Source organism: Burkholderia sp. L-4 (assembly GCF_056856535.1).
The window spans coordinates 2881412-2907039 of record NZ_JBXEOX010000001.1 but is presented as its reverse complement, the minus strand read 5'-3'; the positions used below and the strand labels follow the sequence as shown (position 1 = coordinate 2907039).

General features: G+C 68.2%; 23 protein-coding genes. 12 read left to right on the top strand and 11 right to left on the bottom strand.

What is annotated here, in order from left to right; genetic code table 11:
- Positions 1 to 189: 189 nt before the first annotated feature.
- Entirely contained in the window at positions 190 to 1572 is a 1383-nt protein-coding gene (xseA, locus tag AC1VVG_RS13565; protein WP_059560276.1) for an exodeoxyribonuclease VII large subunit, read from the top strand.
- Between the two features lie 227 nt (positions 1573 to 1799).
- On the top strand, positions 1800 to 2378 hold the full coding sequence (gene sodB / locus AC1VVG_RS13560; RefSeq protein WP_011352986.1) for a superoxide dismutase [Fe]: 579 nt from the start codon (positions 1800 to 1802) through the stop codon (positions 2376 to 2378).
- A 104-nt stretch (positions 2379 to 2482) separates the two neighbouring features.
- On the opposite strand, the gene chrA is transcribed toward sodB, so the two are convergent.
- Both chrA and AC1VVG_RS13550 read right to left on the bottom strand, forming a co-directional pair.
- Positions 2483 to 3694: a chromate efflux transporter gene (chrA, locus tag AC1VVG_RS13555; RefSeq protein ID WP_124670942.1), complete on the bottom strand. Its 1212-nt coding sequence runs from the start codon at positions 3692 to 3694 to the stop codon at positions 2483 to 2485.
- An 87-nt stretch (positions 3695 to 3781) separates the two neighbouring features.
- Positions 3782 to 4489, bottom strand: coding sequence for a Crp/Fnr family transcriptional regulator (locus AC1VVG_RS13550; RefSeq protein WP_482835752.1), 708 nt, complete (start codon positions 4487 to 4489; stop codon positions 3782 to 3784).
- Positions 4490 to 4570: 81 nt separating this feature from the next.
- On the opposite strand from AC1VVG_RS13550, the gene AC1VVG_RS13545 reads away from it, so the two are divergent.
- The 3 genes from AC1VVG_RS13545 (at position 4571) to AC1VVG_RS13535 (ending at position 6824) form a co-directional block, all read left to right on the top strand.
- Positions 4571 to 5095, top strand: coding sequence for an Mpo1 family 2-hydroxy fatty acid dioxygenase (locus AC1VVG_RS13545; protein ID WP_482835751.1), 525 nt, complete (start codon positions 4571 to 4573; stop codon positions 5093 to 5095).
- The gene (locus tag AC1VVG_RS13540; RefSeq protein WP_124670940.1) at positions 5088 to 6134 is read left to right on the top strand and encodes a 2-dehydropantoate 2-reductase; all 1047 of its coding nucleotides are present in this window, start codon (positions 5088 to 5090) and stop codon (positions 6132 to 6134) included. The genes AC1VVG_RS13545 and AC1VVG_RS13540 overlap by 8 nt, the downstream gene beginning before the upstream one ends.
- An 84-nt stretch (positions 6135 to 6218) precedes the next feature.
- Positions 6219 to 6824 (top strand): class I SAM-dependent methyltransferase, encoded by a 606-nt coding sequence (locus AC1VVG_RS13535; RefSeq protein WP_034191134.1) that lies wholly within the window; start codon positions 6219 to 6221, stop codon positions 6822 to 6824.
- Positions 6825 to 6843: 19 nt separating this feature from the next.
- On the opposite strand, the gene AC1VVG_RS13530 is transcribed toward AC1VVG_RS13535, so the two are convergent.
- Positions 6844 to 8118, bottom strand: a complete 1275-nt coding sequence (locus AC1VVG_RS13530; protein ID WP_034191133.1) for an EAL domain-containing protein — start codon at positions 8116 to 8118, stop codon at positions 6844 to 6846.
- Positions 8119 to 8309: 191 nt separating this feature from the next.
- A complete protein-coding gene (mdtD, locus tag AC1VVG_RS13525) occupies positions 8310 to 9746 on the bottom strand; it encodes a multidrug transporter subunit MdtD (RefSeq protein WP_482835750.1) in 1437 nt (478 codons plus the stop codon).
- Positions 9747 to 9964: 218 nt separating this feature from the next.
- Between mdtD and AC1VVG_RS13520 the strand changes: the two genes are divergently transcribed.
- Positions 9965 to 10288, top strand: coding sequence for a DUF2917 domain-containing protein (locus AC1VVG_RS13520; RefSeq protein WP_034191131.1), 324 nt, complete (start codon positions 9965 to 9967; stop codon positions 10286 to 10288).
- 185 nt (positions 10289 to 10473) lie between these two features.
- Positions 10474 to 11865, top strand: a complete 1392-nt coding sequence (locus AC1VVG_RS13515; protein ID WP_034191130.1) for a CoA transferase — start codon at positions 10474 to 10476, stop codon at positions 11863 to 11865.
- Positions 11866 to 11886: 21 nt separating this feature from the next.
- Here AC1VVG_RS13515 and AC1VVG_RS13510 read toward each other — a convergent pair whose 3' ends face one another.
- A complete protein-coding gene (locus AC1VVG_RS13510; protein ID WP_034191129.1) occupies positions 11887 to 12633 on the bottom strand; it encodes a GntR family transcriptional regulator in 747 nt (248 codons plus the stop codon).
- A 166-nt stretch (positions 12634 to 12799) separates the two neighbouring features.
- On the opposite strand from AC1VVG_RS13510, the gene AC1VVG_RS13505 reads away from it, so the two are divergent.
- The 3 genes from AC1VVG_RS13505 to AC1VVG_RS13495 all read left to right on the top strand — a co-directional run bounded on the left by AC1VVG_RS13505 (position 12800) and on the right by AC1VVG_RS13495 (position 14878).
- Positions 12800 to 13645 carry an aldo/keto reductase gene (locus AC1VVG_RS13505; RefSeq protein ID WP_482835749.1) on the top strand — a complete coding sequence of 282 codons (846 nt, stop codon included), beginning with the start codon at positions 12800 to 12802 and terminating at the stop codon, positions 13643 to 13645.
- Between the two features lie 60 nt (positions 13646 to 13705).
- Positions 13706 to 14224, top strand: coding sequence for a hypothetical protein (locus AC1VVG_RS13500; protein ID WP_482835748.1), 519 nt, complete (start codon positions 13706 to 13708; stop codon positions 14222 to 14224).
- Positions 14225 to 14320: 96 nt separating this feature from the next.
- Positions 14321 to 14878 carry a hypothetical protein gene (locus AC1VVG_RS13495; protein WP_482835747.1) on the top strand — a complete coding sequence of 186 codons (558 nt, stop codon included), beginning with the start codon at positions 14321 to 14323 and terminating at the stop codon, positions 14876 to 14878.
- Between the two features lie 729 nt (positions 14879 to 15607).
- On the opposite strand, the gene AC1VVG_RS13490 is transcribed toward AC1VVG_RS13495, so the two are convergent.
- From AC1VVG_RS13490 to AC1VVG_RS13470, 5 genes are all read right to left on the bottom strand, one after another.
- Positions 15608 to 16618 carry a HoxN/HupN/NixA family nickel/cobalt transporter gene (locus AC1VVG_RS13490; RefSeq protein ID WP_034186328.1) on the bottom strand — a complete coding sequence of 337 codons (1011 nt, stop codon included), beginning with the start codon at positions 16616 to 16618 and terminating at the stop codon, positions 15608 to 15610.
- A 165-nt stretch (positions 16619 to 16783) separates the two neighbouring features.
- Complete coding sequence (gene fusA / locus AC1VVG_RS13485) at positions 16784 to 18895, bottom strand: elongation factor G (RefSeq protein WP_034186327.1); 2112 nt, start codon at positions 18893 to 18895, stop codon at positions 16784 to 16786.
- Positions 18896 to 19114: 219 nt separating this feature from the next.
- The gene (locus AC1VVG_RS13480) at positions 19115 to 19615 is read right to left on the bottom strand and encodes a DUF192 domain-containing protein (RefSeq protein ID WP_034186326.1); all 501 of its coding nucleotides are present in this window, start codon (positions 19613 to 19615) and stop codon (positions 19115 to 19117) included.
- Between the two features lie 160 nt (positions 19616 to 19775).
- Entirely contained in the window at positions 19776 to 19991 is a 216-nt protein-coding gene (locus tag AC1VVG_RS13475; protein ID WP_011352970.1) for a hypothetical protein, read from the bottom strand.
- Positions 19992 to 20272: 281 nt separating this feature from the next.
- The gene (locus AC1VVG_RS13470; protein WP_034186325.1) at positions 20273 to 20851 is read right to left on the bottom strand and encodes a pseudouridine synthase; all 579 of its coding nucleotides are present in this window, start codon (positions 20849 to 20851) and stop codon (positions 20273 to 20275) included.
- A gap of 278 nt (positions 20852 to 21129) precedes the next feature.
- Here AC1VVG_RS13470 and icd point away from each other — a divergent pair, with 278 nt between their 5' ends.
- Together icd and AC1VVG_RS13460 are read left to right on the top strand one after the other, a co-directional pair.
- Positions 21130 to 22386, top strand: a complete 1257-nt coding sequence (gene icd, locus AC1VVG_RS13465) for an NADP-dependent isocitrate dehydrogenase (protein ID WP_006478026.1) — start codon at positions 21130 to 21132, stop codon at positions 22384 to 22386.
- Between the two features lie 277 nt (positions 22387 to 22663).
- Positions 22664 to 24892: an NADP-dependent isocitrate dehydrogenase gene (locus AC1VVG_RS13460; RefSeq protein ID WP_034186324.1), complete on the top strand. Its 2229-nt coding sequence runs from the start codon at positions 22664 to 22666 to the stop codon at positions 24890 to 24892.
- A gap of 123 nt (positions 24893 to 25015) precedes the next feature.
- Here AC1VVG_RS13460 and AC1VVG_RS13455 read toward each other — a convergent pair whose 3' ends face one another.
- Positions 25016 to 25240 (bottom strand): hypothetical protein, encoded by a 225-nt coding sequence (locus tag AC1VVG_RS13455; RefSeq protein ID WP_034186323.1) that lies wholly within the window; start codon positions 25238 to 25240, stop codon positions 25016 to 25018.
- Between the last annotated feature and the right edge of the window lie 388 nt (positions 25241 to 25628).

Below are 25628 nucleotides of genomic sequence, written 5' to 3'. Positions count from 1 at the left end.
GATTTAAAAATATATAAAAATCAATGCGTTATCGTCAATCGTCTGGGTTTTCCAGCGGTTTTAATGCGTTTTACGCGGAAGATTGCCAGAGTGTGGACACCTTCCGCGTGCCGCGGCGAATGCGGCCGGCGCTGGACGCCGCGCGCGTGTCGGACTATCGTGTCGCCGCCAGCATTCATCCGACCGCCCATGCTTTCCGACACCCCTTTTTCCGCACCCGGCGCGACGCGCGGCGGCGACGACGTGATTCCCGTTTCGGCGCTCAATCGCGCGATTTCGACGATGCTCGAGCGTTCGTTTCCGCTGTTGTGGATTTCGGGCGAAGTGTCGAATTTCACGCGCGCCGCGAGCGGCCACTGGTATTTCTCGATCAAGGACCAGCAGGCGCAGATGCGCTGCGTGATGTTCCGCGGCCGGGCGCAGTATGCGGAATTCACGCCGCGCGAAGGCGACCGGATCGAGGTGCGCGCGGTCGTCACGATGTACGAGCCGCGCGGCGAAGTGCAGCTCAATGTCGAGGCCGTGCGGCGCACCGGGCAGGGGCGCCTGTACGAGGCGTTCCTGCGGCTGAAGGCGCAGCTCGAAGGCGAGGGCCTGTTCGCGCCCGAGCGCAAGCGGCCGCTGCCGGCGCATCCGCGTGCGATCGGCATCGTCACGTCGCTGCAGGCCGCCGCGCTGCGCGACGTGCTGACCACGCTCGCCCGCCGCGCGCCGCACATTCCGGTGATCGTCTATCCGGCGCCCGTGCAGGGCGCCGGGTCCGCCGAGAAGCTCGTCGCGGCCGTCGAGGCCGCGAATGCGCGCCGGGAGGTCGACGTGCTGCTGGTCTGCCGCGGCGGCGGCTCGATCGAGGATCTGTGGTCGTTCAACGACGAAGCGCTGGCGCGCGCGATCGCGGCGAGCGAATTGCCGGTCGTGAGCGGCGTCGGGCACGAAACCGATTTCACGATCGCGGATTTCGCGGCCGACGTGCGCGCGCCGACGCCCACCGGCGCGGCCGAGCTCGCGAGCCCGCAGCGCGCGCTGCTGCTGCGCGAGGTCGACGACCGCCGGCGTGCGCTCGCGCGCGGCATGGCGCGCCGGCTCGAGCAGCGCGCGCAGCAGCTCGACTGGCTCTCGCGCCGGCTCGTGAGCCCGGCCGAGCGGCTGCAGCGGCAGCGTACGCACGTCGAGCAACTCGCGGTGCGGCTCGCGTCGGCGGCGTCGCGGCCGGTGCGCGATGCGCGTGCGCGTTTCGCGCTCGTGCAGCTGCGCTGGCAGCGCGCGCGGCCCGATCCGTCGCAGGCGCGCCAGGCGCTCGCGGGGCTGTCGCAACGGCTCGCGGTTGCGTGGCAGCGCCGTCACGAACGCGACACGGCGCGCGTGTCGGCCTGTGCGGCGCGGCTCGAGGTGCTGAGTCCGCAGCGCACGCTCGAGCGCGGCTATGCGGCGCTGATCGATGCGCAGACGGGCCGCGCGGTGCGCGCGCCGAACGCGCTGAAGCCGCAGCGGCGCCTGACCGTGCATCTCGCCGAAGGCTCGGCCGACGTGTCGCTCGCCGACGTGCAGCCGCGGCTGACCGATACGATCTGACGTAATCGCCGTAAGGCGGGCAAAGGCCGCCGCAACGGACGCATCGTGCGCGGGAACGGATGCTGCGCATCGTCGGGTTCGTCCTGCCGGACGTCGCGCAAACATCGCTTTTCCGCATACCGCGGATAAATGGCCCGCGAGTTTGCGGGGTTATTCGGTCTCGCCTACAATCGGACGCTCGGCAGCATCCAACACGCCCTCCCTACATACTCAACGAAGGAATCGCCATGGCTCATACGCTCCCGCCGCTCCCGTACGCTGAAGACGCACTCGCGCCGACCATCTCGCTCGAGACGATCCAGTACCACTACGGCAAGCACCATCAGGCTTATGTGACGAACCTGAACAATCTGATCCCGGGCACGGAATTCGAAAACCTGTCGCTGGAAGAGATCGTGAAGAAGTCGTCGGGCGGCATCTTCAACAACGCCGCGCAAATCTGGAACCACACGTTCTTCTGGAACAGCCTGTCGCCGAACGGCGGCGGCGCACCGACGGGCGCGCTGGGCGACGCGATCAACGCGAAGTGGGGTTCGTACGACGCCTTCAAGGAAGCGTTCACGAAGGCCGCAGTCGGCACGTTCGGTTCGGGCTGGGCATGGCTCGTGAAGAAGGCTGACGGTTCGCTCGACATCGTGTCGACGAGCAACGCGGCGACGCCGCTGACGACCGCCGACAAGGCACTGCTGACGATCGACGTGTGGGAACACGCGTACTACATCGACTACCGCAACGCACGTCCGAAGTTCGTCGAAGCGTTCTGGAACATCGTGAACTGGGACTTCGCGGCGAAGAACTTCGCGTAAGTCCGGCGCCGGCGTGCCGCCACGGCGCGCAGCACCCCGAAAAAGCCCTCGTTTCGAGGGCTTTTTTGTTTTTTGTCGCGCGGGCAGGCGGCGCGCTTGCCGGATCAGGCGGCCAGCCCGAGCGCCCAGCCGAGTGCCGCGCTCGCAAGCACGACGGCCCATGGCGGCACGCGCCAGAACACCAGCGCGACGTAGGCGACGAGCGCGGCGGCCAGGTCGCGTGGTGCGACGATCGTGTCGGTCCAGACCGGGTGATAGAGCGCGGCGAGCAGCAGCCCGACGACGGCCGCGTTCACGCCCGCGAGCGCGGCCTGCATGCGCGTGCTGCGGCGCAGGCGTTCCCAGAACGGTGCGGTGCCGGCAATCAGCAGGAACGACGGCGCGAAGATCGAGACCAGCGCGAGCGTGCCGCCGAGCCAGCCGTTCGGCGCGTCGCGCAGCGAGGCGCCGAGGAACGCCGAGAACGTGAACAGCGGTCCCGGCACGGCCTGCGCGACGCCGTACCCGGCAAGGAACGTCGAATCGCCGACCCAGCCGGGCGCGACCACGGCCGCCTGCAGCAGCGGCAACACCACGTGCCCGCCGCCGAACACGAGGGCGCCGGTGCGGAAGAACGCATCGACGACGGCGAGCGTATCGGAGTGGAGCGCGCGGGCCGCGAACGGCAGTGCGACGAGCAGCGCCGCGAACAGCGCGAGCCACAGCATGCCCGCACGGTGCGACACGTGAAGCGGCAACGGCTCGTGCGCGTCGCGTGCCGGTTGTGGCAACAGTGCGAGGCCGGCGGCACCGGCCGCGGCGATCACCGCGATTTGCGTCCACGCGGCCGGCGCGAGCAGTGCGACGCACGCGGCCGCGGCCATCAGCGTGACGCGGCGCGCATCGGGGCACAGCGTGCGCGCCATCCCCCAGACGGCTTGCGCGATCACCGCGACCGACACGATGCGCAGCCCGTGCAGCGCGCCGGCTTCGATCGGTGCGCCCGTCGCGTGAACGCCGAGCGCGAACAGCATCATCAGCAGCGCCGACGGCAACGTGAAGCCGAGCCACGCGGCGAACATGCCCGCATAGCCGGCACGCGCGAGGCCGATCGCCATCCCGACCTGGCTGCTCGCGGGCCCCGGCAGGAACTGGCACAGCCCGACGAGATCCGCATATGTGCGTTCGCTGAGCCAGCCGCGCCGCGTGACGAATTCGGCGCGGAAGTAGCCGAGGTGCGCGACCGGGCCGCCGAACGACGTGAGGCCGAGCCGCAGGAACGCGACGAAGACGGGCCACGGATGACGGGGCGGGGCGGCGGCGGTCGATGGATTCAAGATGGGGCGCGGGGAGATCGGACGAGCCGACACGATAGCGCAACGCGGCGGCGGCGGGGCAGCGTGCGACAGCGCGGTACGCGCTGCTCAGCGCGTGCCGTCGCCCAGCCCGCTCGCGCGGCGCAGCGCGTCGATGTCGACCAGCTCGATCTCGCCGACGTGCAGCCGCACGACGCCGTCGGCCTGCAGCGCCTTCAGCAACTGGTTGGTGGTCTGCCGCGTCAGCGACAGCATCGACGCGAGCGTTTCCTGCGACAGCCGCACGCGCGTGCGCCCGGCGCTGATGCCGCCGTAGCCTTCGGCGATCATCAGCAGGCGCGCGGCGAGCCGCTGCGCGGCCGGCATCACGCTCATCGCCTCGACGGTCAGGAAGCTCAGGCGCAGTTTCTGCGCCATCAGCAGCGCGAACTGCCGCCAGTATTGCGGCGTCGCATCGAGGATCGCGAGCAGCGCGGCCTGCGGGACGTGCAGCAGCAGCGCGTCGTCGAGCGCGATGGCGTCGTGCGTGCGCGGCTGGCCGTCGAACAGCGCGATTTCGCCGAACCACGTGACGGGCTCGGCCACCGTCAGCAGCGCTTCCTTGCCCTGCGGGTCGACCGCACCTATCGTGAGTGAACCGGCCAGGACCGCGTACAGCCCGCACGGCGGGTCGCCGCGCCGGAACAGCGCGTGGCCGGCCGGCAGGCGGCGCAGCGTCGCGCCGGCGAGCAGGTCCGCGCGCAACGCGGGCGGCAGCGCGGCGAACCACGGGTTCGCTTCGATCTGCGGCAGGTATGGGGCGAGCGGAGCAGGCATGGGCACGCGATGTCGGGTAGCTGACAGAGGTTGTCGGGCGTGACGCGCATCATAGCGCTCAATAACCGACCAGGAGACGCGATGAAGACGCTCGAAGACCATCTTTCGCAGTATGCGGCCTACCATCGCGACGCGCGCAACATCGCCACGCATCTGGTCGGCATCCCGATGATCGTGTTCGCGGTCGAGGTGCTGCTGTCGCGGCCGGCGGTCGGGATGCTGGCCGGCGTCGCGCTGTCGCCGGCGCTGCTGCTCGCGGTCGCGTTCGTCGTGTTCTACCTGCGCCTCGACCTGCGGTTCGGGATCGTGATGACCGCGCTGTTCGCGCTCGGCCTGTGGGCCGCGCAGTCGCTCGCGTTGCTGCCGACCGCGCAATGGCTCGCGATCGGCATCGGCGCGTTCGTCGTCGGCTGGATCGTGCAATTCGTCGGGCACTGGTTCGAAGGGCGCAAGCCCGCGTTCGTCGACGACCTCGTCGGCCTGATGGTCGGGCCGCTGTTCGTCGTCGCCGAAGTCGCGTTCTTCGCGGGGCTGCGCGCCGAGGTGCGCCGCGAAGTCGAGCGGCGCGCGGGCCCCGTGCACGGCGGCGCGCACTCGCATGTCTGATGCGCCGGTCTGCGTGTTCGGCGCAGGTGCCGTCGGCTGTTATCTCGGCGGCCGGCTCGCGGCGGGCGGCGCGCACGTGACGCTCGTCGGCCGCGCGCGGATCGGCGATGCGATTCACCGGCACGGGCTCACGCTGACCGACCGGCGGGGCTATCGCGCGACGCTCGCGGCGGCCGATGTCGCGTTCGCGACCGATCCGGCCGCCGCGGCCGACGCACGGCTCGTGCTGGTCGCGGTGAAGTCGGCCGCCACGCGGGAGGCAGCCGGGCAACTGGCCGGCGTGCTGCGGCCCGGCACGGTCGTGATCAGCTTCCAGAACGGCCTGCACCATGCCGACACGTTGCGCGACGCGCTGCCGCAAGCGACCGTGCTGGCCGGCATGGTGCCGTTCAATGTGATCGAGCGCGGGCCCGGTGCGTTTCACCAGGGTTCGGCCGGCGCGCTCGCGGCCGACGCGTCGTCCGCGCTGCAGCCGTTCGTCGGCGCATTCGCGCGTGCCGGGCTGCCACTCTCGCTGCATCGCGACATGCGGGCCGTGCAGTGGGCGAAGCTGCTGCTCAACCTGAACAATGCGGTCAATGCGCTCGCGAACCTGTCGCTGCGCGACGAGCTTGCGCAACGCGCGTACCGTCGCTGCGTCGCGCTGGCCCAGCGCGAGGCGCTGCACTGGCTGGCACGCGCCGCGATCCGGCCGGCGCGGCTCACGCCGCTGCCGGCCGGCTGGGTCCCTGCCATGCTCGATCTGCCCGACGCGGCTTTCCGTGTGCTCGGCGGCCGGATGCTGGCGATCGACCCGCTTGCGCGCTCGTCGATGTCCGACGATCTTGCGGCGCGCCGTGCGACGGAGGTCGAGTGGATCAACGGCGAGATCGTGCGGCTGGCCGCGCGCTTCGGCGCGCAGGCGCCCGTCAATGCGCGCCTGTGCGCGCTGGTCCACGACGCGGAAGGCGCGGTCGTGCGCCCGGCGTGGCGCGGCGACGCGCTGTGGGCCGAACTGATCGCGCGGGCGCCACGCGCGGGCGACGTGCGGGCCGCGTAGGCCGGGTCGCGCGCGGCGCCGCAGGCCACGCGCAACGGCTAAGATGCGGGGTGCGTCATACGACGCCTTTGCGGAGCACTCACCATGGTGGATCGCCCGACGCTCGACGCGTACGACGCCCATGCCGCGCGATATGCGCAGGACTGGCTCGACCAGGCCGCGCCCGACGACATGTACGCGCTGCTCGAGCAATATTTCTCGCCGGGGCCGACCGCGGACGTCGGCTGCGGCGCCGGCCGCGACACGGCCTGGCTCGCGTCGTGCGGTTTCGACGTCCGCGGCTACGACGCGAGCGCCGCGCTGCTCGACGAGGCGCGCCGGCACCATCCGGACCTGCGCTTCGAGCTCGCCGCGCTGCCGGCGCTGGCCGGTGTGCCGTCCGGCGCGTTTCGCAACGTACTGTGCGAGACGGTCGTCATGCACCTCGAACAGGCCGATGCGGCAGCGGCGGCCGCGCGGCTGGCCGATCTGCTGATGCCGGGCGGCACGTTGTACCTGAGCTGGCGGGTGGCGGGACACGGCACGTCGCGCGACGAGCGCGGCCGACTCTATACGGCACTGGATTCGGCGCGGATGCATGCGGCACTCGGCGCCGACGTGCAGGTGATCGACGAGCACGAGGTCGTCGGCGCGTCGTCCGGCAAGCGCGTACACCGGCTGATCGTGCGCAGGGCGGGCGGCGCCGCGTGACGGCGGCGCGCCGTCGCGCTTACTCGCGGTTGAGCGCCGCTTCCCAGTTGATGTCGACGCAGAGCACCTGCATGCCGGTCGCCGCGGGCGCGGCGATCGACGCGGTCACGCACAGGTGCGCCTCGTTGATCGACAGGTAGGGCGCCGTCAGGTGCACGCGGCCCGGCGCCCGCATCGCGTCGATGAAGTACGGGCGGCGCTCCCAGCTGGCCCCTTCGGAATGCAGCAGCGGACGGAAGCGCTTCGCGCGTTGCGACACGCTGCCGCGCGCGAGCACGTTGTCGCCGATCTGGCGCCCCGATGCATCGAGCAGGAAGCAGCGCGCGGTTTCCGGCAGCCCGAGCACGGCGGCGGCCGCGTCGGTGAGCGGCGCGTCCGCGCCGAGCTTCTGGCTCGCTTCCTCGAGCGCGGCGACGTACGGCGCGAGCCGTTCCGCCTGCGTGCGTTCGCGTTGCGCGACGCGCAGCCGCAGTGCGGCCGACAGCGTATCCATGCAGCCCGCGGCGGCCTGCGGCTGCACGGGGTCGACGCTCGGCCCCGCGAAATACTGGCCCTGCACGAAATCGACGTCGCATTCGAGTGCGATCAGCGCGTCGCGTTCGGTCGACAGGCCGCCCATCAGCACGAGCTGGCCGGATTCGTGCAGCAGCGACACGAGCCCCGGCAGCACGCGTTCGAGGTGCGAGTGCTCGCTCGCCTGCGCGAGGATGCCGCGGTCGAGCGTGACGATGTCGGGATGCAGGTGCCACACGCGGTCGATGTTCGAATGCTTCGCGCCGAACCCGCCCAGCGCGATCAGGAAGCCGGCCTTGCGCAGCCCGTCGACGATCGCCGCGTAGCGCGGCGTTTCGCCGCCGGCCTGCTCGGGTACCTCGAGCACCACGCGGTGCGGCGGCAGCCCGAGCGCCTTCAGGTTCGCGAGCAGCGCGTCGCCGTAGACGGTGTCCATCAGCGCGGCCGGATGCAGGCTCAGGAAGAGCCATTCGTCGTGACTGTCGAACGCGTGGAAGTTACCGAGATGCAACGATTCGGCGAGCCGGCCGAGTTCGAGCAGGTCGCCGCGCCGCGCCGCCTGCGTGAAAACCTCGTGCGACGCCACCTGGCGGCTTTCCTCGTCGTGCGCACGCAGCGACGCGTGATAGCCGATCGCGCGGCGGTGCGACACCGAGAAAACGGGCTGGAACACGCTGAACACGGTGTATCCGCCGTACAGCACGGTGCGCCGGTTCCCGTCGTCGCCGGCGACGGGGCGGGGCGGCTGAAAGCCGGGGGGATCGATTTCGATCATGCTCATGATGTCGGCCGATGGAAGACTGCCAGTTTACCTAGAGAATAGGCCAGCAAGAAGCATGCACGGCATCGCGCCGCGTGCGGCCGCCCGTCGCGGCCGGGACGGGGCGCATCGGCGCGTGCGTTGCCGGGGGCGGTCTGCACCGTCCTGGTGCGCGCGGCGGCGGCGCGGCCCCCGAAACGGCGCACCGCGCGTCACGCGCGCTCGGACGGGTCGGTCTTGCGCGCGGTGCTGCGGATCTCGGGGGCGAGCTGCGCGAAGATCCACGCCGACGCGGCCGTGATGATCCCGACGCAGATGAAGGTCGCGTGGAACGCCGGCAGCGTATTGCTCGGCGTCACGGTGCGCAGCATGCCCGTGAACGTCGCGAGCAGCGCGCCGGCGACCGTCACGCCGAGGCTCATCGACAGCATCTGCACGAGCGAGAACAGGCTGTTGCCGCTGCTCGCGCCGCCCGTGCCGAGATCCTTCAGCGTCAGCGTGTTCATCGCGGTGAACTGCATCGAGTTGAAGCCGCCGAACAGCGCGAGATGCACGACCTTCACCCACACCGGCACCGAGTCGCGCATCAGCGCGAAGCTTGCCATCATCACGCCGACCATGATCGTGTTCGCGAGCAGCACCTTGCGGTAGCCGTGCTGCGTGATCAGCCGCGTGATGATCCGCTTGGAGAACATCCCGGCCGCCGCGACCGGCAGCATCATCAGCCCCGCCTCGAACGCCGAGTAGCCGAGGCTCACCTGCAGCAGCAGCGGGATCAGGTACGGCATCGTGCCGCTGCCGATCCGCGCGAACAGGTTGCCGAGCAGCCCGACGCTGAACGTGTGGATCCGGAACAGGTCGAGCGAGAAGATCGGTTGCGGCGCACGCACCGCGTACAGCCCGTACGCGACGAAGCACGCGAGGCTCAGGATCAGCAGCACCAGCACGGCGGCGTGCTGCATGCCGAGATCGGCGAGCCCGTCGAGCGACAGCGAGATCGCGACCATGCCGATCGTCAGCAGCAGATAGCCCTTCAGGTCGAAGCGGCCGACGGCCGGGTTGCGTGAATCGGGCATCGAGTAGAAGGTCGCGATGCAGCCCGCGACGCCGACCGGCACGTTGATCAGGAAGATCCAGTGCCACGACGCGATCTTCACGAGCCAGCCGCCGAGGGTCGGTCCGATCAGCGGGCCGATCAGGCCCGGGATCGCGACGAACGACAGCGCGGGCAGATAACGCTCGGCCGGAAAGGTGCGCAGCACCGCGAGCCGCTCGACCGGCAACAGCATCGCGCCGCCGACTCCCTGCACGACGCGGAACGCGACGAGCTGCGAGAGCGTATGCGCATTCGCGCACAGCAGCGAACCGAGCGAGAACACCAGGATCGCGCTGAAGAACACGCGTCGCGTGCCGAAGGTATCGGCGAGCCAGCCCGACACGGGGATCATCACCGCCATCGTCAGCGAGTACGCGATCACGACCGACTGCATCCGCAGCGGCGATTCCCCGAGGCTCGCGGCCATCGACGGCAGCGCCGTGTTGACGATCGTCGAATCGAGGGTCTGCATGAAGAAGCCCGTCGCAACGAGCCAGAGCATCACGGTGAGATTTTTTTCGCCGGGGGCGGCGGCAGGCGGGCGCTGGAACATGGGAGCGGGGCGGTGGCGCGGGACACCCGACATTGTAGGGAAACCCGATGGGCCGTGCAGGTTCGGCACCCGGCGTGACGCGAAATCCGGCGGTCGGATGCCGTCCTCGTCGCTCGACCAGTACAGTTCAGCTAAAAGTGTCTGCAGCCGTATCTGTCCGCGTGCTGTCACTGTCCGAAATACTGGTGCCATCGAAACCGTGCGACCAGGAGGCTGCCATGCGCGAACTGCGACTTTACGTGATCGACGGCGACGAGCCGGCCGCACGGTGGCGGATCGTCGATCGCACCGCACTGCAGGTGGCGGACGGCGACGTGTGGGTGACCGTCGAGGGCCGGCTCGACGACCACTGGCTGCGCGCCGGCGATTCGCTGACGTTCGAGCCCGGCGTGCGCGTATGGGTCAGCGCGGGGCCACGCGGCGCGACGTTCGCGTTCGGGCCGCACGCGGCACCGGCCGCGCGTGTTGTGCATGCGTGGTGGCGGCCGCTCGTCGCGTGGCGGGACGGCCGGCGCCACGCGGCCGCGTCGCTGCCGATGTAGCGTGCGCGGGGCGCTTGCGCGAACGCGGCGGATGGCGGAGGTACCCGGCGCCGCGGACGGATCTGGCGCCGATCGCGCTTGCCGGCCTCCTGAAGCGCGCCCGCGCATCGATTCGCGCGATCGGGATTGATTGCGCCGGGAGCGAATTCTAGACTCGATTCCGTGTCCTCCATCGCCCCTTCACCATGACGCCGGAACTCGCATTGACGCATCTGTGGCAAAGCGCACACGGCGATCGCGACGCGCTCGCCCGCGTGACCGTGACGGGGCGGGACCCGACGTTGCCGTCGACGTTTCATGTCGGCACGCTCGCGGCAGCGACGATCGCGGCAACCGGGCTCGCGGCGGCCGAATGTCACCGGCTTCGCACGGGCGTCGCGCAATCCGTCGACGTGTCGGTGCGCGATGCGCTGGTCGCGTTCCGCAGCGAACGCTACCTGCGTGTGGACGACGGCCCGCCGCCGGAGTTGCGTCATCCGGTGACGGGCTTCTTCGAGACGGGCGACGGGCGCTGGATCCAGCTGCATGCGAACTTCCCGCATCACCTGCGCGGGATCCTCGCCGTACTCGGTTGCGGCGCGCAGCGCGCCGACGTCGCCGCGGCGATCCGCAGATGGGACGGCGCGGCGCTCGACACCGCGCTGGCCGAGGCCGGCCTGTGCGCGGCATTGATCAGAACCCCTGACGAATGGGCGGCGCACGAGCAGGCGCGCGCGATCGCGTCGCTGCCGTTGTTCGACATCGAGCGGATCGGCGATGCGCCGCTCGAACCGATCGGCCGCGGCGAAGCCGGGCCGCCGCTCGCGGGCGTGCGCGTGCTCGATCTCACGCGCATCATCGCGGGCCCGGTCGCGGGCCGCACGCTCGCGTCGCACGGCGCGCAGACGCTGCTCGTCAACGGGCCGCACCTGCCGAACATCGCGCCGCTCGTGATCGACAACGGGCGCGGCAAACGTTCGACATGGATCGACCTGCGCGATACGGCGGGTGTCGAGACGCTGCACGCGCTCGTGCGCGACGCGGACGTGTTCCTGCAGTCGTACCGGCCCGGCTCGCTCGCCGCCCGCGGTTTCGCGCCGCAGGCGCTGGCGCAGCGGCGGCCCGGCATCGTGTGCGTGTCGATCTCGGCATACGGGCATGCGGGGCCGTGGGCGGGGCGGCGCGGCTTCGACAGTCTCGTGCAGTCGGCGAGCGGGATCGCATGGCGGGAGCAGCAGGCCGCCCATGCGGATGCGCCGCGCCCTCTGCCGTGCCAGGCGCTCGATCATGCGACCGGCTATCTCGCGGCGTTCGGCGCGATGATCGCGCTCGCGCGGCGATCGTGCGAAGGGGGAAGCTGGCACGTGCGGATGTCGCTCGCGCAGACGGGGCGCTGGCTGCAGTCGTTCGGCAATGTGCAGGACGGCCTGCATGCGCCCGATCTCGCGGCTGCCGACGTGCGCGACCGGATCGATCGCGTCGCGTCGCCGTTCGGCATGCTCGACACCGTGCGCCCGGCCGAGCGGTTGTCGGCCACGCCGCCGGCGTTCGCGCGGCCGCCCGTGCCGCCCGGCACCGACGATGCGCGCTGGCTGTAGATGCCGGCTGCGCGGCCGGCGTTACTTGCGCAGTTCGACGACGAAGTCGTAGTAGTCGTTGCGGCAGTAGGTGTCGGTCAGTTCGATGGCGCGCTGGTCCGACGTATAGCCGATCCGCGTGATCAGCAGCAGCGCGTCGTGCGGCGCGATGCCCATCTGTTCGGCGATCTCGTCGGTCGCGTTGACCGCGCGGAAATGCTGCAGCGCGCGCACGATCGGCGTGCCGCGCGCTTCGAGATAGCTGTACAGCGAGCCGGCGATCGCCTGCGGATCGGGAATCAGCGTGGCGGGGAACGTCGAGTTCTCGACGGCCATCACGATGCCGTCGGCGAGACGCAGGCGTTTCAGGCGTGTCACCGATGCGGCCGGCGACAGTCCGAGCTGGATCACTTCGTCGCGGTTCGCCGGCTGGATTTCGCGCGCGAGCCATTGCGAGCTCGGCTTGAAGCCGCGGCGCTCGAGCATTTCGCTGAAGCTCGACAGTCGCGACAGCGGATCCTCGTAGCGCGGCTGGATGAAGTTGCCCGCGCCCTGCGTGCGGCGGATCAAGCCCTGCTCGACGAGCAGCGCGATCGCCTTGCGCGCGGTGATGCGCGATACGCCGAGCGCATCGGACAGCACGCGCTCCGAAGGCAGGGCCTCGCCGGCCGTCCAGCGGTTGTCGTGGATCGCATCGCCGAGCTTGCGGGCGAGCTGCAGGTACAGCGGCGTGTCGTTGTCGGGGTCGGGGCGCAGGTCTTGCCACCGGTCGTCCGTGGGTGCCTTCATGGAATGGGTATCGATCAGGTTGCGGCCATTCTAAGTCATCATGCGGCACCGTTATAGCCGGTTTTTGCCGTGCAATAGGCCGACGCCGCGCCGATTGACTACACTGACACGTCGTATTCCATGCTTCGGCCGCGGTGCGCGGCCACGAATCCGCAACGAGGAACGCATGACAGACACGATCGCCACGGTCGTCCTGCCGGACGGCGAGACGATTCCGAAGCTCGGCCAGGGCACCTGGGAAATGGGCGAGCGGCCGGCCCGCCGGGCGGACGAGATCGCCGCGCTGCGTGAAGGTGTCGAACTCGGGATGACGCTGGTCGATACGGCCGAGATGTACGGCGACGGCGCGACCGAGGCACTCGTCGGCGAGGCGCTCGCGGGCCTGCGCGACGACGTCTTTCTCGTCAGCAAGGTCTATCCGCATCATGCGAGCCGGCGCGGCGTCGTCGCCGCGTGCGACGCGAGCCTCAAGCGATTGCGCACCGATCGCCTCGACTTGTACCTGCTGCACTGGCGCGGCTCGGTGCCGCTCGAGGAGACGGTCGAGGGTTTCGAGACGCTGCGGCGCGCGGGCAAGATTCGTCACTGGGGCGTGAGCAACTTCGATACGGCCGATATGGAGGAACTCATCGGCGGGGCGGGCGGCGGCGCCTGCGCGACCAACCAGATCCTCTACAACATCGCGCGGCGCGGCCCGGAATTCGACCTGCTGCCGTGGCTCGCCGACCACCGGATCCCGGCGATGACATACAGCCCGGTCGACCACGGACGGTTGCCGAAGCGTTCGCCGCTCGACGAGATCGCGCGGCTGCGCGGCGTATCGGTGATGCGCGTCGCGCTGGCTTGGGTGCTCGCGCAGCCGGGCGTATTCGCGATCCCGAAGGCGTCGAGGATCGAGCACGTGCGCGACAATCGCGCCGCGCTCGATCTCGAATTGAGCGAGGACGAGCGCGCGCAGCTTGACGCGTACTTCCGACCGCCTCGCAGCAAGCGCGCGCTCGAGATGCTCTGACGGCACCCGGCCGGGTAACGCTTCCGGTCAGTGGTTGCCGCCGGACGATCCGCCGTTGCCGTGACCGCCGCCATTGCCGTTGCCGGTACCGTGGCCATTGCCGACACCGTTGGCGCCGCCATTGCCGGCCCCACCACTGCCGTTACCGTTGCCATTGCCGCCGCCGTTACCGTGGCCACCATTGCCGTTGCCTTGGCCACCGTTGCTGCCGGCCCCATTGCCGTTGCCGCCGCCGTTGCCCGAACCGCCGCCGCTGCCATGGCCGCCGTTACCGCCAGCGCCAGCGCCATTGCCGTTGCCAACGCCGTTGGCACCACCATTGCCAGCGCCGCCACTGCCGTTGCCATTGCCATTGCCGCCGCCGTTACCGTGGCCACCGTTGCCGTTGCCCGAACCGCCATTGCCGCTGCCACTGCCATGGCCGCCGTTACCGCCAGCGCCATTGCCGTTGCCGGCGCCGCCATTGCCGTTGCCGTTGCCGCCGCCGTTACCGTGGCCACCGTTGCCGTTGCCCGAACCGCCATTGCCGCTGCCACTGCCATGGCCGCCATTGCCGCCGGCACCATTGCCGTTGCCTGAGCCGCCACTGCCGTTGCCATTGCCATTGCCATTGCCATTGCCATTGCCATTGCCATTGCCGTGGCCACCACCATCGCCGTGACCACCGCCATCGCCATGGCCGCCACCGTTGCCGTGACCACCGCCGTTACCGTGGCCGCCACCGTCGCCGTGACCACCGCCGTCACCGTGGCCGCCACCGTCGCCGTGGCCGCCACCGTCGCCGTGGCCGCCACCGTCGCCGTGACCACCGCCGTCACCGTGACCACCGCCGTCACCGTGGCCGCCACCGTCGCCATGGCCGCCACCATTGCCGTGACCACCACCGTCTCCGTCGCCTCCACCTCCGTGTCCGCCATGGCCTCCGCTTCCGGAAGTACCGCCACCCGAAGTACCGCCGCCCGAAGTACCGCCACCCGAAGTACCGCCACCCGAAGTACCGCCACCCGAAGTACCGCCACCCGAAGTACCGCCACCCGAAGTACCGCCACCCGAAGTACCGCCACCCGAGGTGCCGCCGCCCGAAGTACCGCCACCCGAAGTACCGCCACCCGAAGTACCGCCGCCCGAAGTACCGCCACCCGAAGTACCGCCACCCGAAGTGCCGCCACCCGAAGTGCCGCCACCCGAAGTACCGCTGCCCGAAGTACCGCTGCCCGAAGTACCGCCACCTGAACCACCGTTACCGGACGCGTTGCCTCCGCGACCCGTGCCGCTCGTACCGCCGGATGTGCCGCCTGTCGCTCCACCGACACCGGCAGGCCCGACGGCGCCGTTCCCGTTATTTGCACCGCTGCCGCCGCCATTGCCGTTACCCGGCCCAGGACTGCCGCCGCCGCTGCCACTCGGGCCGGCACCTTTACCGCCGCCGATCCCATGACCGGCATGAACCTGCCCCGCACACGCGGCCGGATTGGCGGCGCATGACGAAGCGTCCGCGACCAGCGTCATGATGGTGTCCGCGCTGGCGCTCGCGTCGGGCCCGGAGTCGGGCGTGGTGGTTTGTGCGACGGCATACGAGCAGCAGCACGCCAACGCGGCTGCGGCCAGCAAGGTTGCACGAGGGCGCCGTCCCGCCGGGCGGGACGGTTGTTTCGTCTTATGCATCATGGCCTCCCCATGCGCGCGATGCCTCGTTGCCGCGCGACTATCTACGTGTGGTGCAGGGGGCCAGCAAGGATTCGTTGTCCGGTCGGCGGCCGATTGCGTTCGGGCCGACGCTTGACGCCAGCCGCGAACGCGGATCGGCACGCGGGCCCGCCGTGCGAATCCCTCTCTGCGAGATTCGTGCCATCGGCCGCTTGTGCCCGTCGCGCAACGCGCACGCGGGCACGCGACGGGCGCATGCAACGTCGTGGGGGAGTTTTGTTTCCGGATTGAAACGTCTGAGCGTTCGCGGGCGGCTCAGCGTGCGGGCGCGTCGGCTGCGCGCTGCCAGCGATGGAACAGGATCGACGCGATCCAGCAGACGAGGAACAGCGCGATGATGCCGTAGCCGATCGAGCCGAAGCGATCGCCGAGCGCATCGAGCGTATCGCGCACGGGGCCCGTCAGCGACAGCTTGTCGGCCAGGAGTCCGGCCGCCTCGATCCCGCCGATCGCCAGTGCAACGGCCGCCGACACGAACGTGATGCTCGCGTTGTAGAGCAGCTTGCGCTGCGGATCGTCCATCGCCCAGCCGTATGCCTGAATCATCAGCACATTGTCGGTCGAGTCGATCAGCGTCATGCCGGCGGTGAACAGCGCGGGAAACAGCATGACCGTGTAGACCGGCAGCCCCTGGCTCGCCTGCGCGGCGGCGATCGCGAGCAGGCCGATTTCGGTTGCAGTATCGAAACCGAGCCCGAACAGCACGCCGACCGGATACATGTGCCAGCTCTTCGACACGAACCGGAACAGCGGGCGCAGCAGCCGCGAGACGAGCCCGGCGGGGCGGTGTACATGCGCATCGTCGTGCGCGTGACCGGATGCGCCGCGATAGCGTCGCCAGACGTCGCGCAGGATCAGCAGGTTCACGCACGCGAGCACGAGCAGGAAGGTGGCCGATACGGCCGTGCCGATCGTGCCGCCGATTTCACGGAACGCATCGAACCGGTCGCGCAGCGCGAACGCGGTCAGCGCGATGCCGAGCGTCGCGGCGATCACGATGGTCGAATGGCCGAGCGAGAAGAACAAACCGACGCTCACCGGACGCTGGCCATCCTGCATCAGCTTGCGCGTCGCGACGTCGATCGCGGCGATGTGATCGGCGTCGACCGCGTGACGCAGCCCGAGCCCGTACGCGATTGCCGCGGTGCCGAGCAGCAGCGGATGGTCGCGCAGCACCGCGAGCGCCCACAGCCAGACCGCGACGTTCGCGGTGATCAGGCCGGCATAAAGGATCAGCAGGCGGCGCAGGGCAGGGGTGGGCGGCATCGGGCGGGTTCCATCTGACAATTCGCCATCCATTGTGGCACGCGAAAAAAATGCCTGGCGTGCCGATCAAAAAGCCGCGAACCCCGCGCGCGCCGGATGAAAAAAAAGCCCGTCCGGAACCGGACGGGCCTTGCGTGCATGCGACGGGGCGCGCGCGCCCGGCGCTTACTTCGTTTTCGCGCTGATCACGCCTTCCGACACGTTGGCCGGCGTTTCCGCGTACTGCTTGAACTCCATCGTGTAGGTCGCGCGGCCCTGCGTGGCCGAACGCAGCGACGTCGAATAGCCGAACATCTCCGCGAGCGGCACTTCGGCGCGCACGAGCTTGCCGCCGCCGCCCGCGATGTCTTCCATCCCCTGCACGATGCCGCGACGGCTCGACAGGTCGCCCATCACGTTGCCCATGAATTCCTCGGGCGTCTCGACTTCGACGGCCATCATCGGCTCGAGCAGCACGGGCTTCGCCTTGCGCATCGCTTCCTTGAACGCCATCGAGCCGGCCATCCGGAACGCGTTTTCGTTCGAGTCGACGTCGTGGTACGAGCCGAACGTCAGGTGCACCTTCACGTCGACGACCGGGTAGCCCGCGAGCACGCCGCTCTTCAGCGTTTCGGTGATGCCCTTGTCGACGGCCGGGATGAACTCGCGCGGAATCACGCCGCCCTTGATCTCGTCGAGGAACTCGTAGCCCTTGCCCGGGTTCGGCTCCAGCGTGATCACCGCATGGCCGTACTGGCCGCGGCCGCCCGACTGCTTGACGAACTTGCCCTCGACGTCGGCGGCCGTCGTGCGCACCGTCTCGCGATACGCGACCTGCGGCTTGCCGACCGTCGCTTCGACGCCGAATTCGCGCTTCATCCGGTCGACCAGGATTTCGAGGTGGAGCTCGCCCATCCCCGAGATGATCGTCTGGCCGGACTCTTCGTCGGTCTGCACGCGGAACGAAGGATCTTCCTGCGCGAGACGGTTCAGCGCGAGGCCCATCTTTTCCTGGTCGGCCTTCGTCTTCGGCTCGACGGCCTGCGAGATCACCGGCTCGGGGAATTCCATCTTCTCGAGGATGATCGGCTTGGCCGGATCGCACAGCGTGTCGCCCGTCGTCGCTTCCTTCAGCCCGACGGCCGCCGCGATGTCGCCCGCGCGCACTTCCTTGATTTCCTTGCGCTCGTTCGCGTGCATCTGCAGGATCCGGCCGAGCCGTTCCTTCTTGTCCTTCGTCGCGTTGAGCACCGTGTCGCCCGACTCGACGACGCCCGAATACACGCGGAAGAAGATCAGCTGGCCGACGAACGGGTCGGTCATGATCTTGAACGCGAGCGACGAGAACGGCTCGTCATCGCTCGGATGACGTTCCGCCGGTTTTTCCGGATCGGCAAAGTCGTGGCCGAGAATCGCGGGCACGTCGACCGGCGACGGCAGGTAGTCGATCACCGCGTCGAGCATGGCCTGCACGCCCTTGTTCTTGAACGCGCTGCCGCACAGCATCGGCACGATCTCGTTCGCGATCGTGCGCTTGCGCAACGCGGCCTTGATCTCGTCCTCGGTCAGCGACTCGTGGTCGTGCAGGTACTTCTCGAGCAATTCCTCGCTCGCTTCGGCCGCCGCCTCGACCATCTTCTCGCGCCATTCGTGCGCGAGCTCGACGAGGTTCGCGGGGATCTCCTCGTACGAGAACTTCACGCCCTGGCTTTCGTCGTCCCACACGATCGCCTTCATCTTCACGAGATCGACGACGCCCTGGAAATGATCTTCGGCGCCGATCGGAATCTGGATCGGCACGGCGACACCCTTCAGGCGCTCGCCGATCTGCTTCTGCACGCGGAAGAAGTCGGCGCCGATGCGGTCCATCTTGTTGACGAACGCGATGCGCGGCACCTTGTACTTGTTCGCCTGGCGCCATACGGTTTCGGACTGCGGCTGCACGCCGCCGACCGAGTCGTAGACCATGCACGCGCCGTCGAGCACGCGCATCGAGCGCTCGACTTCGATCGTGAAGTCGACGTGCCCGGGCGTGTCGATGATGTTGATGCGGTGTTCCGGATAGTTGCCGGCCATGCCCTTCCAGAAGGCCGTGGTCGCCGCCGACGTGATCGTGATGCCGCGTTCCTGCTCCTGCTCCATCCAGTCCATCGTGGCCGCGCCGTCGTGCACTTCACCGATCTTGTGGCTCACGCCGGTGTAAAACAGGATGCGCTCGGTCGTCGTGGTCTTGCCGGCATCGATGTGAGCGCTGATCCCGATATTGCGATAGCGCTCGATGGGGGTTTTGCGGGGCACGTGAACCTCCTGGTGGTTCGGATCTTAAGCGGGCCGACTGGGCCGGCCCGGGCTGGAACAAGCGAGACTTCAAGCATAGCGCTTGCGCGTGGCTTTTGCAGATGCGGCCAGCAGCGGCGGAATCAAGCGGGGCGTTGCCGCCGGCAGGCGAAAAAAAACCGGCGCGCAGCGGGCGGCCGGCTTCGGTCGGTGCGCGGCGCGCCGCCGCGGAAAAGACCGTTACTGGGCCTTCGGCAGGCCGTCGAGCTTCATGCCGGGCTTGATGCCCTTGGCCGCGAACCAGCCCTTGCCCATTTCGAGCGCGTAGACGCCGTTGTTGCGCGGGCAGTGATTGTCGGTCGTCTCCGCCCGCATCTCGTCGATGTCGGTGATCGTGCCGTCCGCGCGGATGAACGCGATCGACAGCGGGATCAGCGTGTTCTTCATCCAGAAGCAGTGCACGGCGTTCTCGTTGAAGACGAACAGCATGCCTTCGTTGGGCGCGAGCTGCGAACGGTACATCAGCCCCTGTTCGCGGTCGGCGTCGTTCGCGGCGACGGCCGCGTCGATCACGTACATGCCGGCGCGCAGCTTCACGCGCGGGAACTCGCTCGGCTGCTTGGCGCCGGGCGGCACCTGCGCGGCGGCGGCCTGCATGCCGAGCGCGAGGACGGCGAGCGCGGCGGGAAAGACGGCGGCGCGCGCTAGGCGGCCGAGCGACGAGCGCAGGGAGAATTGCACAGCATGGCTCCTGTCTGGAAAACGAGACCCGCATGGTACGCGATGCGCGCCGGCGGGCACAAAAAAGAAAAAGGCAGATCGCCTTGCGGTGATCTGCCTTTCAACGCCGTAAGAACGGCAAGACTGCGTGTTCTTGACTGCGTTATTACAGCTTGCTTACTTAGTTCGAAGCAGCTGCCGGTGCTGCTGCGTCGCTTGCTGCAGCCTTCTTCGATGCCTTGTGGTGCTTCTTGGCAGCGTGGTGCTTCTTGGCAGCGTGCTTAGCCGGTGCCGAAGCAGCTTCTGCTGCTGCCGGAGCAGCTTCCGGAGCCGAAGCTTGTGCGAAAGCAGCCGTTGCGAAGAGGCCAGCGACCAGAGCGGCGATCAGTTTGTTCATGTTGTGTTCCTCAGCTTTAGTTAATTAACCAAATGACCCGGCAATAGGAGTCATGTCGTCTAACGGTGCCATCCACCTTTCGGTTGACAGACGCTTCGAGAAATTTCTCATTGCGCTGCGGGCGCCGAATCGTATTCGAGAAAAACGTCGCTTTCGTGACGCAAACACGGGTTCGGCTGCCAATGCCGGATAGCTAAGGTTGGCATCTGCGTGGTTTAACGCGCGATCTTCGCGGGCGGTTGACGAAAAAGATGACGAAAAATGCGCGCCTCCCGAATTCGTCATCCGGCGGGCGCGAAACCGTCCCATGGCGCGCGCGGCGGCAGTGCGATTGTTTCGCCCGGCGCAATGCCGAGCGCAAATATGTCCAGCGCGCCGATGCCGACACGCACCAGGCGCAACGTCGGGAAGCCGACGGCCGCGGTCATCCGGCGCACCTGCCGGTTCTTGCCCTCGGTGATCGCGAGTTCGATCCACGTGGTCGGGATCGCGGCGCGATAGCGGATCGGCGGCGTGCGCGGCCACAGCGTGTCGGGCGGCTCGATGAATTCGGCGCGGCACGGCCGCGTCACGTAGTCGCCGAGGTCGACGCCGCGCGCGAGCGCCTTCAGGTCGGCCGGGCCGGGCGCGCCCTCGACCTGCGCCCAGTAGCGTTTCACGAGCTTGTGGCGCGGCTCCGCGATGCGCGCCTGCAGCGCGCCGTCGTCGGTGAGCAGCAGCAAGCCTTCGCTGTCCGCGTCCAGCCGGCCGGCCGCATACACGCCGGGCGTTTTTACCCAGTCGCCGAGCGACGGGCGCGTCTCGTGCGCGGAAAACTGGCAAATCGTGCCGAACGGCTTGTTGAGGGCGATCAGGTTCATGGCGGGGCGCCCGCCCGGCGCGCCGCGGGACGCGGAGGCGGGCGGTCTATGGCAAATGGCGGAATCTTAATGCATAATACGGAACGGCAAGTCCTCTGTCTTATATAAGACATAAGTGAGGTCTTGATACGCAGTGCCGCGGTTCATGCCGAAGTGCCCGGTTGGGGCGCTAGAATAGCGGCTCGCTGTTGCCCGTCACGGGGTGGCCATGCCGCGCCCCCGCCGCGCGCGCAGCTTCGACCAGCATCACCTGCTCAGCCACGTCACTGGAGTCGATCATGCCGTATCAGCACATCAAGGTTCCGGAAGGCGGTGACAAGATCACCGTCAACAAGGACTTCTCGCTCAACGTTTCCGATCAGCCGATCATTCCCTATATCGAAGGCGACGGTACGGGCTTCGATATCACGCCGGTCATGATCAAGGTCGTCGACGCGGCGGTCGCGCATGCCTACAAGGGCAAGCGCAAGATCCACTGGATGGAGATCTTCGCGGGCGAGAAGGCGACGAAGGTGTACGGTCCGGACGTGTGGCTGCCGGACGAGACGCTGCAGGTGCTGAAGGAATACGTGGTGTCGATCAAGGGGCCGCTCACGACCCCGGTCGGCGGCGGCATTCGTTCGCTGAACGTCGCGCTGCGCCAGGAACTCGACCTGTACGTGTGCCTGCGCCCGGTCCAGTACTTCAAGGGCGTGCCGTCGCCGGTGCGCGAGCCGCAGAAGATCGACATGGTGATCTTCCGCGAGAACTCGGAAGACATCTACGCGGGCATCGAATGGGCCGCGGGTTCCGAGCAGGCGAAGAAGGTCATCAAGTTCCTGCAGGACGAGATGGGCGTGAAGAAGATCCGCTTCCCGGAAACCTCGGGGATCGGCGTCAAGCCCGTGTCGACGGAAGGCACCGAGCGTCTCGTGCGCAAGGCGATCCAGTACGCGATCGACAACGATCGCAAGTCGGTCACGCTGGTGCACAAGGGCAACATCATGAAGTTCACGGAAGGCCTGTTCCGTGACGCCGGTTACGCGCTGGCCCAGAAGGAATTCGGCGGCGAGCTGATCGACGGCGGCCCGTGGATGCGCGTGAAGAACCCGAAGACGGGCAACGAGATCGTGATCAAGGATTCGATCGCCGACGCGTTCCTGCAGCAGATCCTGCTGCGCCCGGCCGAATACGACGTGATCGCGACGCTGAACCTGAACGGCGACTACATCTCCGACGCACTGGCCGCGCAGGTCGGCGGCATCGGGATCGCGCCGGGCGCGAACCTGTCGGATTCGGTCGCGATGTTCGAGGCGACGCACGGCACGGCGCCGAAGTACGCGGGCAAGGATTACGTGAACCCCGGTTCCGAGATCCTGTCGGCGGAAATGATGCTGCGCCACCTCGGCTGGACGGAAGCGGCCGACACGATCATCGCCGCGATGGAGAAGTCGATCCTGCAGAAGCGCGTCACGTACGACTTCGCGCGCCTGATGGAAGGGGCGACGCAGGTGTCGTGCTCCGGCTTCGGCGAAGTGCTGATCGAGAACATGTAAGACCCCTTCCGGGGTGGGCCGGCGCATGCCGGCCGCTCCGGTGCTGACTGCCGGCGCCGGAGCGTTTCGTGGATGGCAGGTTTGTTGGCAGGGCGGTCCGGCATGCGGGCCGCGGCGCCGCGAAGCGGCCCGGAGGCCCTGCAAGGTAGAACATGACGGCCCTCGCAACACCATCGCCCGGCTGAACCCGGCGCCCCTTTCGCGACCGACCTGGTCGCTCCCCGCCGGTTACCCGCCGGCGCTCCTCAGTCCCATTTCACGTAGCAACGCATCGACCATGTCCACTTCGCCCAAGATCATCTACACCCTCACCGACGAAGCGCCCGCGCTCGCGACCTATTCGCTGCTGCCGATCGTCAAGGCCTTCACGCGCTCGTCCGGCGTCGCCGTCGAAACGCGCGACATCTCGCTCGCCGGCCGCATCATCGCGGCCTTCGCGGACATCCTGCCGCCCGAGCAGAAGGGTTCCGACGATCTGGCCGAGCTGGGCCAGCTCACGCTGAAGCCGGAAGCGAACATCATCAAGCTGCCGAACATCAGCGCATCGGTGCCGCAGCTGAAGGCCGCGATCGCCGAACTGCAGGCGCAGGGCTACAAGCTGCCGGCCTACCCGGAAGACCCGTCGACGGACGAAGAGAAGGCGGTCAAGGCGCGCTACGACAAGATCAAGGGCAGCGCGGTGAACCCGGTGCTGCGCGAAGGCAACTCCGACCGCCGTGCGCCGCTGTCGGTCAAGAACTATGCACGCAAGCATCCGCACAAGATGGGCGCATGGAAGGCGACGTCGAAGGCCCACGTCGCGCACATGAGCGAAGGCGACTTCTACGGCAGCGAGAAGTCGGCGCTGATCGCCGAGGCCGGCAGCGTGAAGATCGAGCTCACGACGACCGACGGCGCGAAGAAGGTGCTGAAGGAAAAGACGGCCGTGAAGGCCGGTGAAGTGATCGACGCATCGGTGATGAGCCGCAATGCGCTGCGCAGCTTCATCGACGCGCAGATCGCCGACGCGAAGGCGCAGGACGTGCTGTTCTCGGTGCACCTGAAGGCGACCATGATGAAGGTCTCGGACCCGATCCTGTTCGGTCACTTCGTGTCGGTGTTCTATCGCGACGCGCTCGCGAAGCACGCGGACGTGCTGGCGCAGGTCGGCTTCAACCCGAACAACGGGATCGGCGACCTGTACGCGCGCCTGAAGGACCTGCCGGCCGACACGCGCGAAGCGATCGAAGCCGACGTGAAGGCCGAATACGCGGTGCGCCCGCGCCTCGCGATGGTCAACTCGGACAAGGGCATCACGAACCTGCACGTGCCGAGCGACGTGATCGTCGACGCGTCGATGCCGGCGATGATCCGCGATTCGGGCGGCATGTGGGGCCCGGACGGCGCGCTGTACGACGCGAAGGCCGTGATTCCGGACCGCTGCTACGCAGGCGTCTACCAGGCCGTGATCGAGGACTGCAAGCAGCACGGCGCATTCGATCCGGTCACGATGGGCAGCGTGCCGAACGTCGGCCTGATGGCGCAGGCGGCCGAAGAATACGGTTCGCACGACAAGACGTTCCAGATCCCGGCGGACGGCGTCGTGCGCGTCACCGACGAAGCCGGCAACGTGCTGCTCGAGCACGCGGTCGAGTCGGGCGACATCTGGCGCATGTGCCAGACCAAGGATGCACCGGTGCAGGACTGGGTCAAGCTCGCGGTGAACCGCGCGCGTGCGACCGGCGCACCGGCCGTGTTCTGGCTCGATCCGGCGCGCGCGCACGATGCGCAGATCATCGCGAAGGTCGAACGCTACCTGAAGGATCACGACACGAACGGTCTCGACATCCGCATCATGACGCCGGTCGACGCGACGCGTTTCTCGCTCGAGCGCATCCGTGCGGGCAAGGACACGATCTCGGTCACCGGCAACGTGCTGCGCGACTACCTGACCGACCTGTTCCCGATCATGGAGCTCGGCACCAGCGCGAAGATGCTGTCGATCGTGCCGCTGATGGCCGGCGGCGGGATGTTCGAAACGGGCGCCGGCGGCTCGGCACCGAAGCACGTGCAGCAGTTCGTCGAGGAAGGCTTCCTGCGCTGGGATTCGCTCGGCGAATTCCTCGCGCTGGCCGCGTCGCTCGAACACCTCGGCAACGCATACCAGAACCCGAAGGCGGTCGTGCTCGCGAAGACGCTCGACCAGGCGACCGGCAAGTTCCTGGACGAGAACAAGTCGCCGGCGCGCAAGGTCGGCGGCCTCGACAACCGCGGCAGCCACTTCTACCTGTGCCTGTACTGGGCGCAGGCGCTGGCCGAGCAGACCGAGGACGCCGCGCTGAAGGCGCAGTTCGAAGGCGTGGCGAAGTCGTTGTCCGACAACGAAGCGCGCATCCTGGAAGAACTGGCGGCCGCGCAAGGCAAGGCGCAGGCGATCGGCGGCTACTACCGTCCGAACGTCGACCTGACGAGCCAGGCGATGCGCCCGAGCGCGACGCTGAACGGCATCGTCGACGCAGTCGTCTGACGCGGGCCGCGCGATCGCGCGAGCCGATGCGTATGTCGACGCGGCGCGGTTAGCCGTTCGCCGTCCGACATCCAATGAAAACGCCCCGGTCGCCCGGGGCGTTTTTCGTTGCAGGCTTGCCATTCAGACGTGAACGATTTCCCATTCGGCGATTTCGTGCGGCACCTCGAGCGTGGCCGTGTCCAGTTCGGACAGGTGTTCGCAGTCGCCGCGGGAGATGTGGTCGGCCGCGACTTCGGGGCACGAGAATGCGCCGAGCAGGGCGTTGCCGAACGTCGCTTCCCAGCCGCCGTTACCCGGCAGGATGTAGAACGACCCGAGCGCTGAACCAAAGCGAAATCCCTTCATTTCCGTTCTCCCTTTCTGATCACAAGCGATTCTGGTGTGCCGCCTGCCGGCTCGGCCGGCTGTGGCCCGACTGGCTGCTTGCGCCGGGTTCCGTATCGAACGTCGTGGCGAAGCGTCAGTGCATGGAACAAAGTCTACGTCCGCGACCCGGTTGGATGGTGCAACTAGAACGGCTTCTCGAAACAAAAATTCATGTTTAAAAACAACGGATTATTTTCCATGTTCCGTATTGCGGAACGTTTTTTGGCATCGCGAAACGAGAAATTTGTGCCCTGCACCACGAATTTTTACAACGCAGGGACTTGTTCCGCATCGTGAAAAATTGGCGGTTTCGTGGAGGGGTGGCGCGACACGCGCCGACCGGGTGGCCGACGGTAGGGGCGAAACG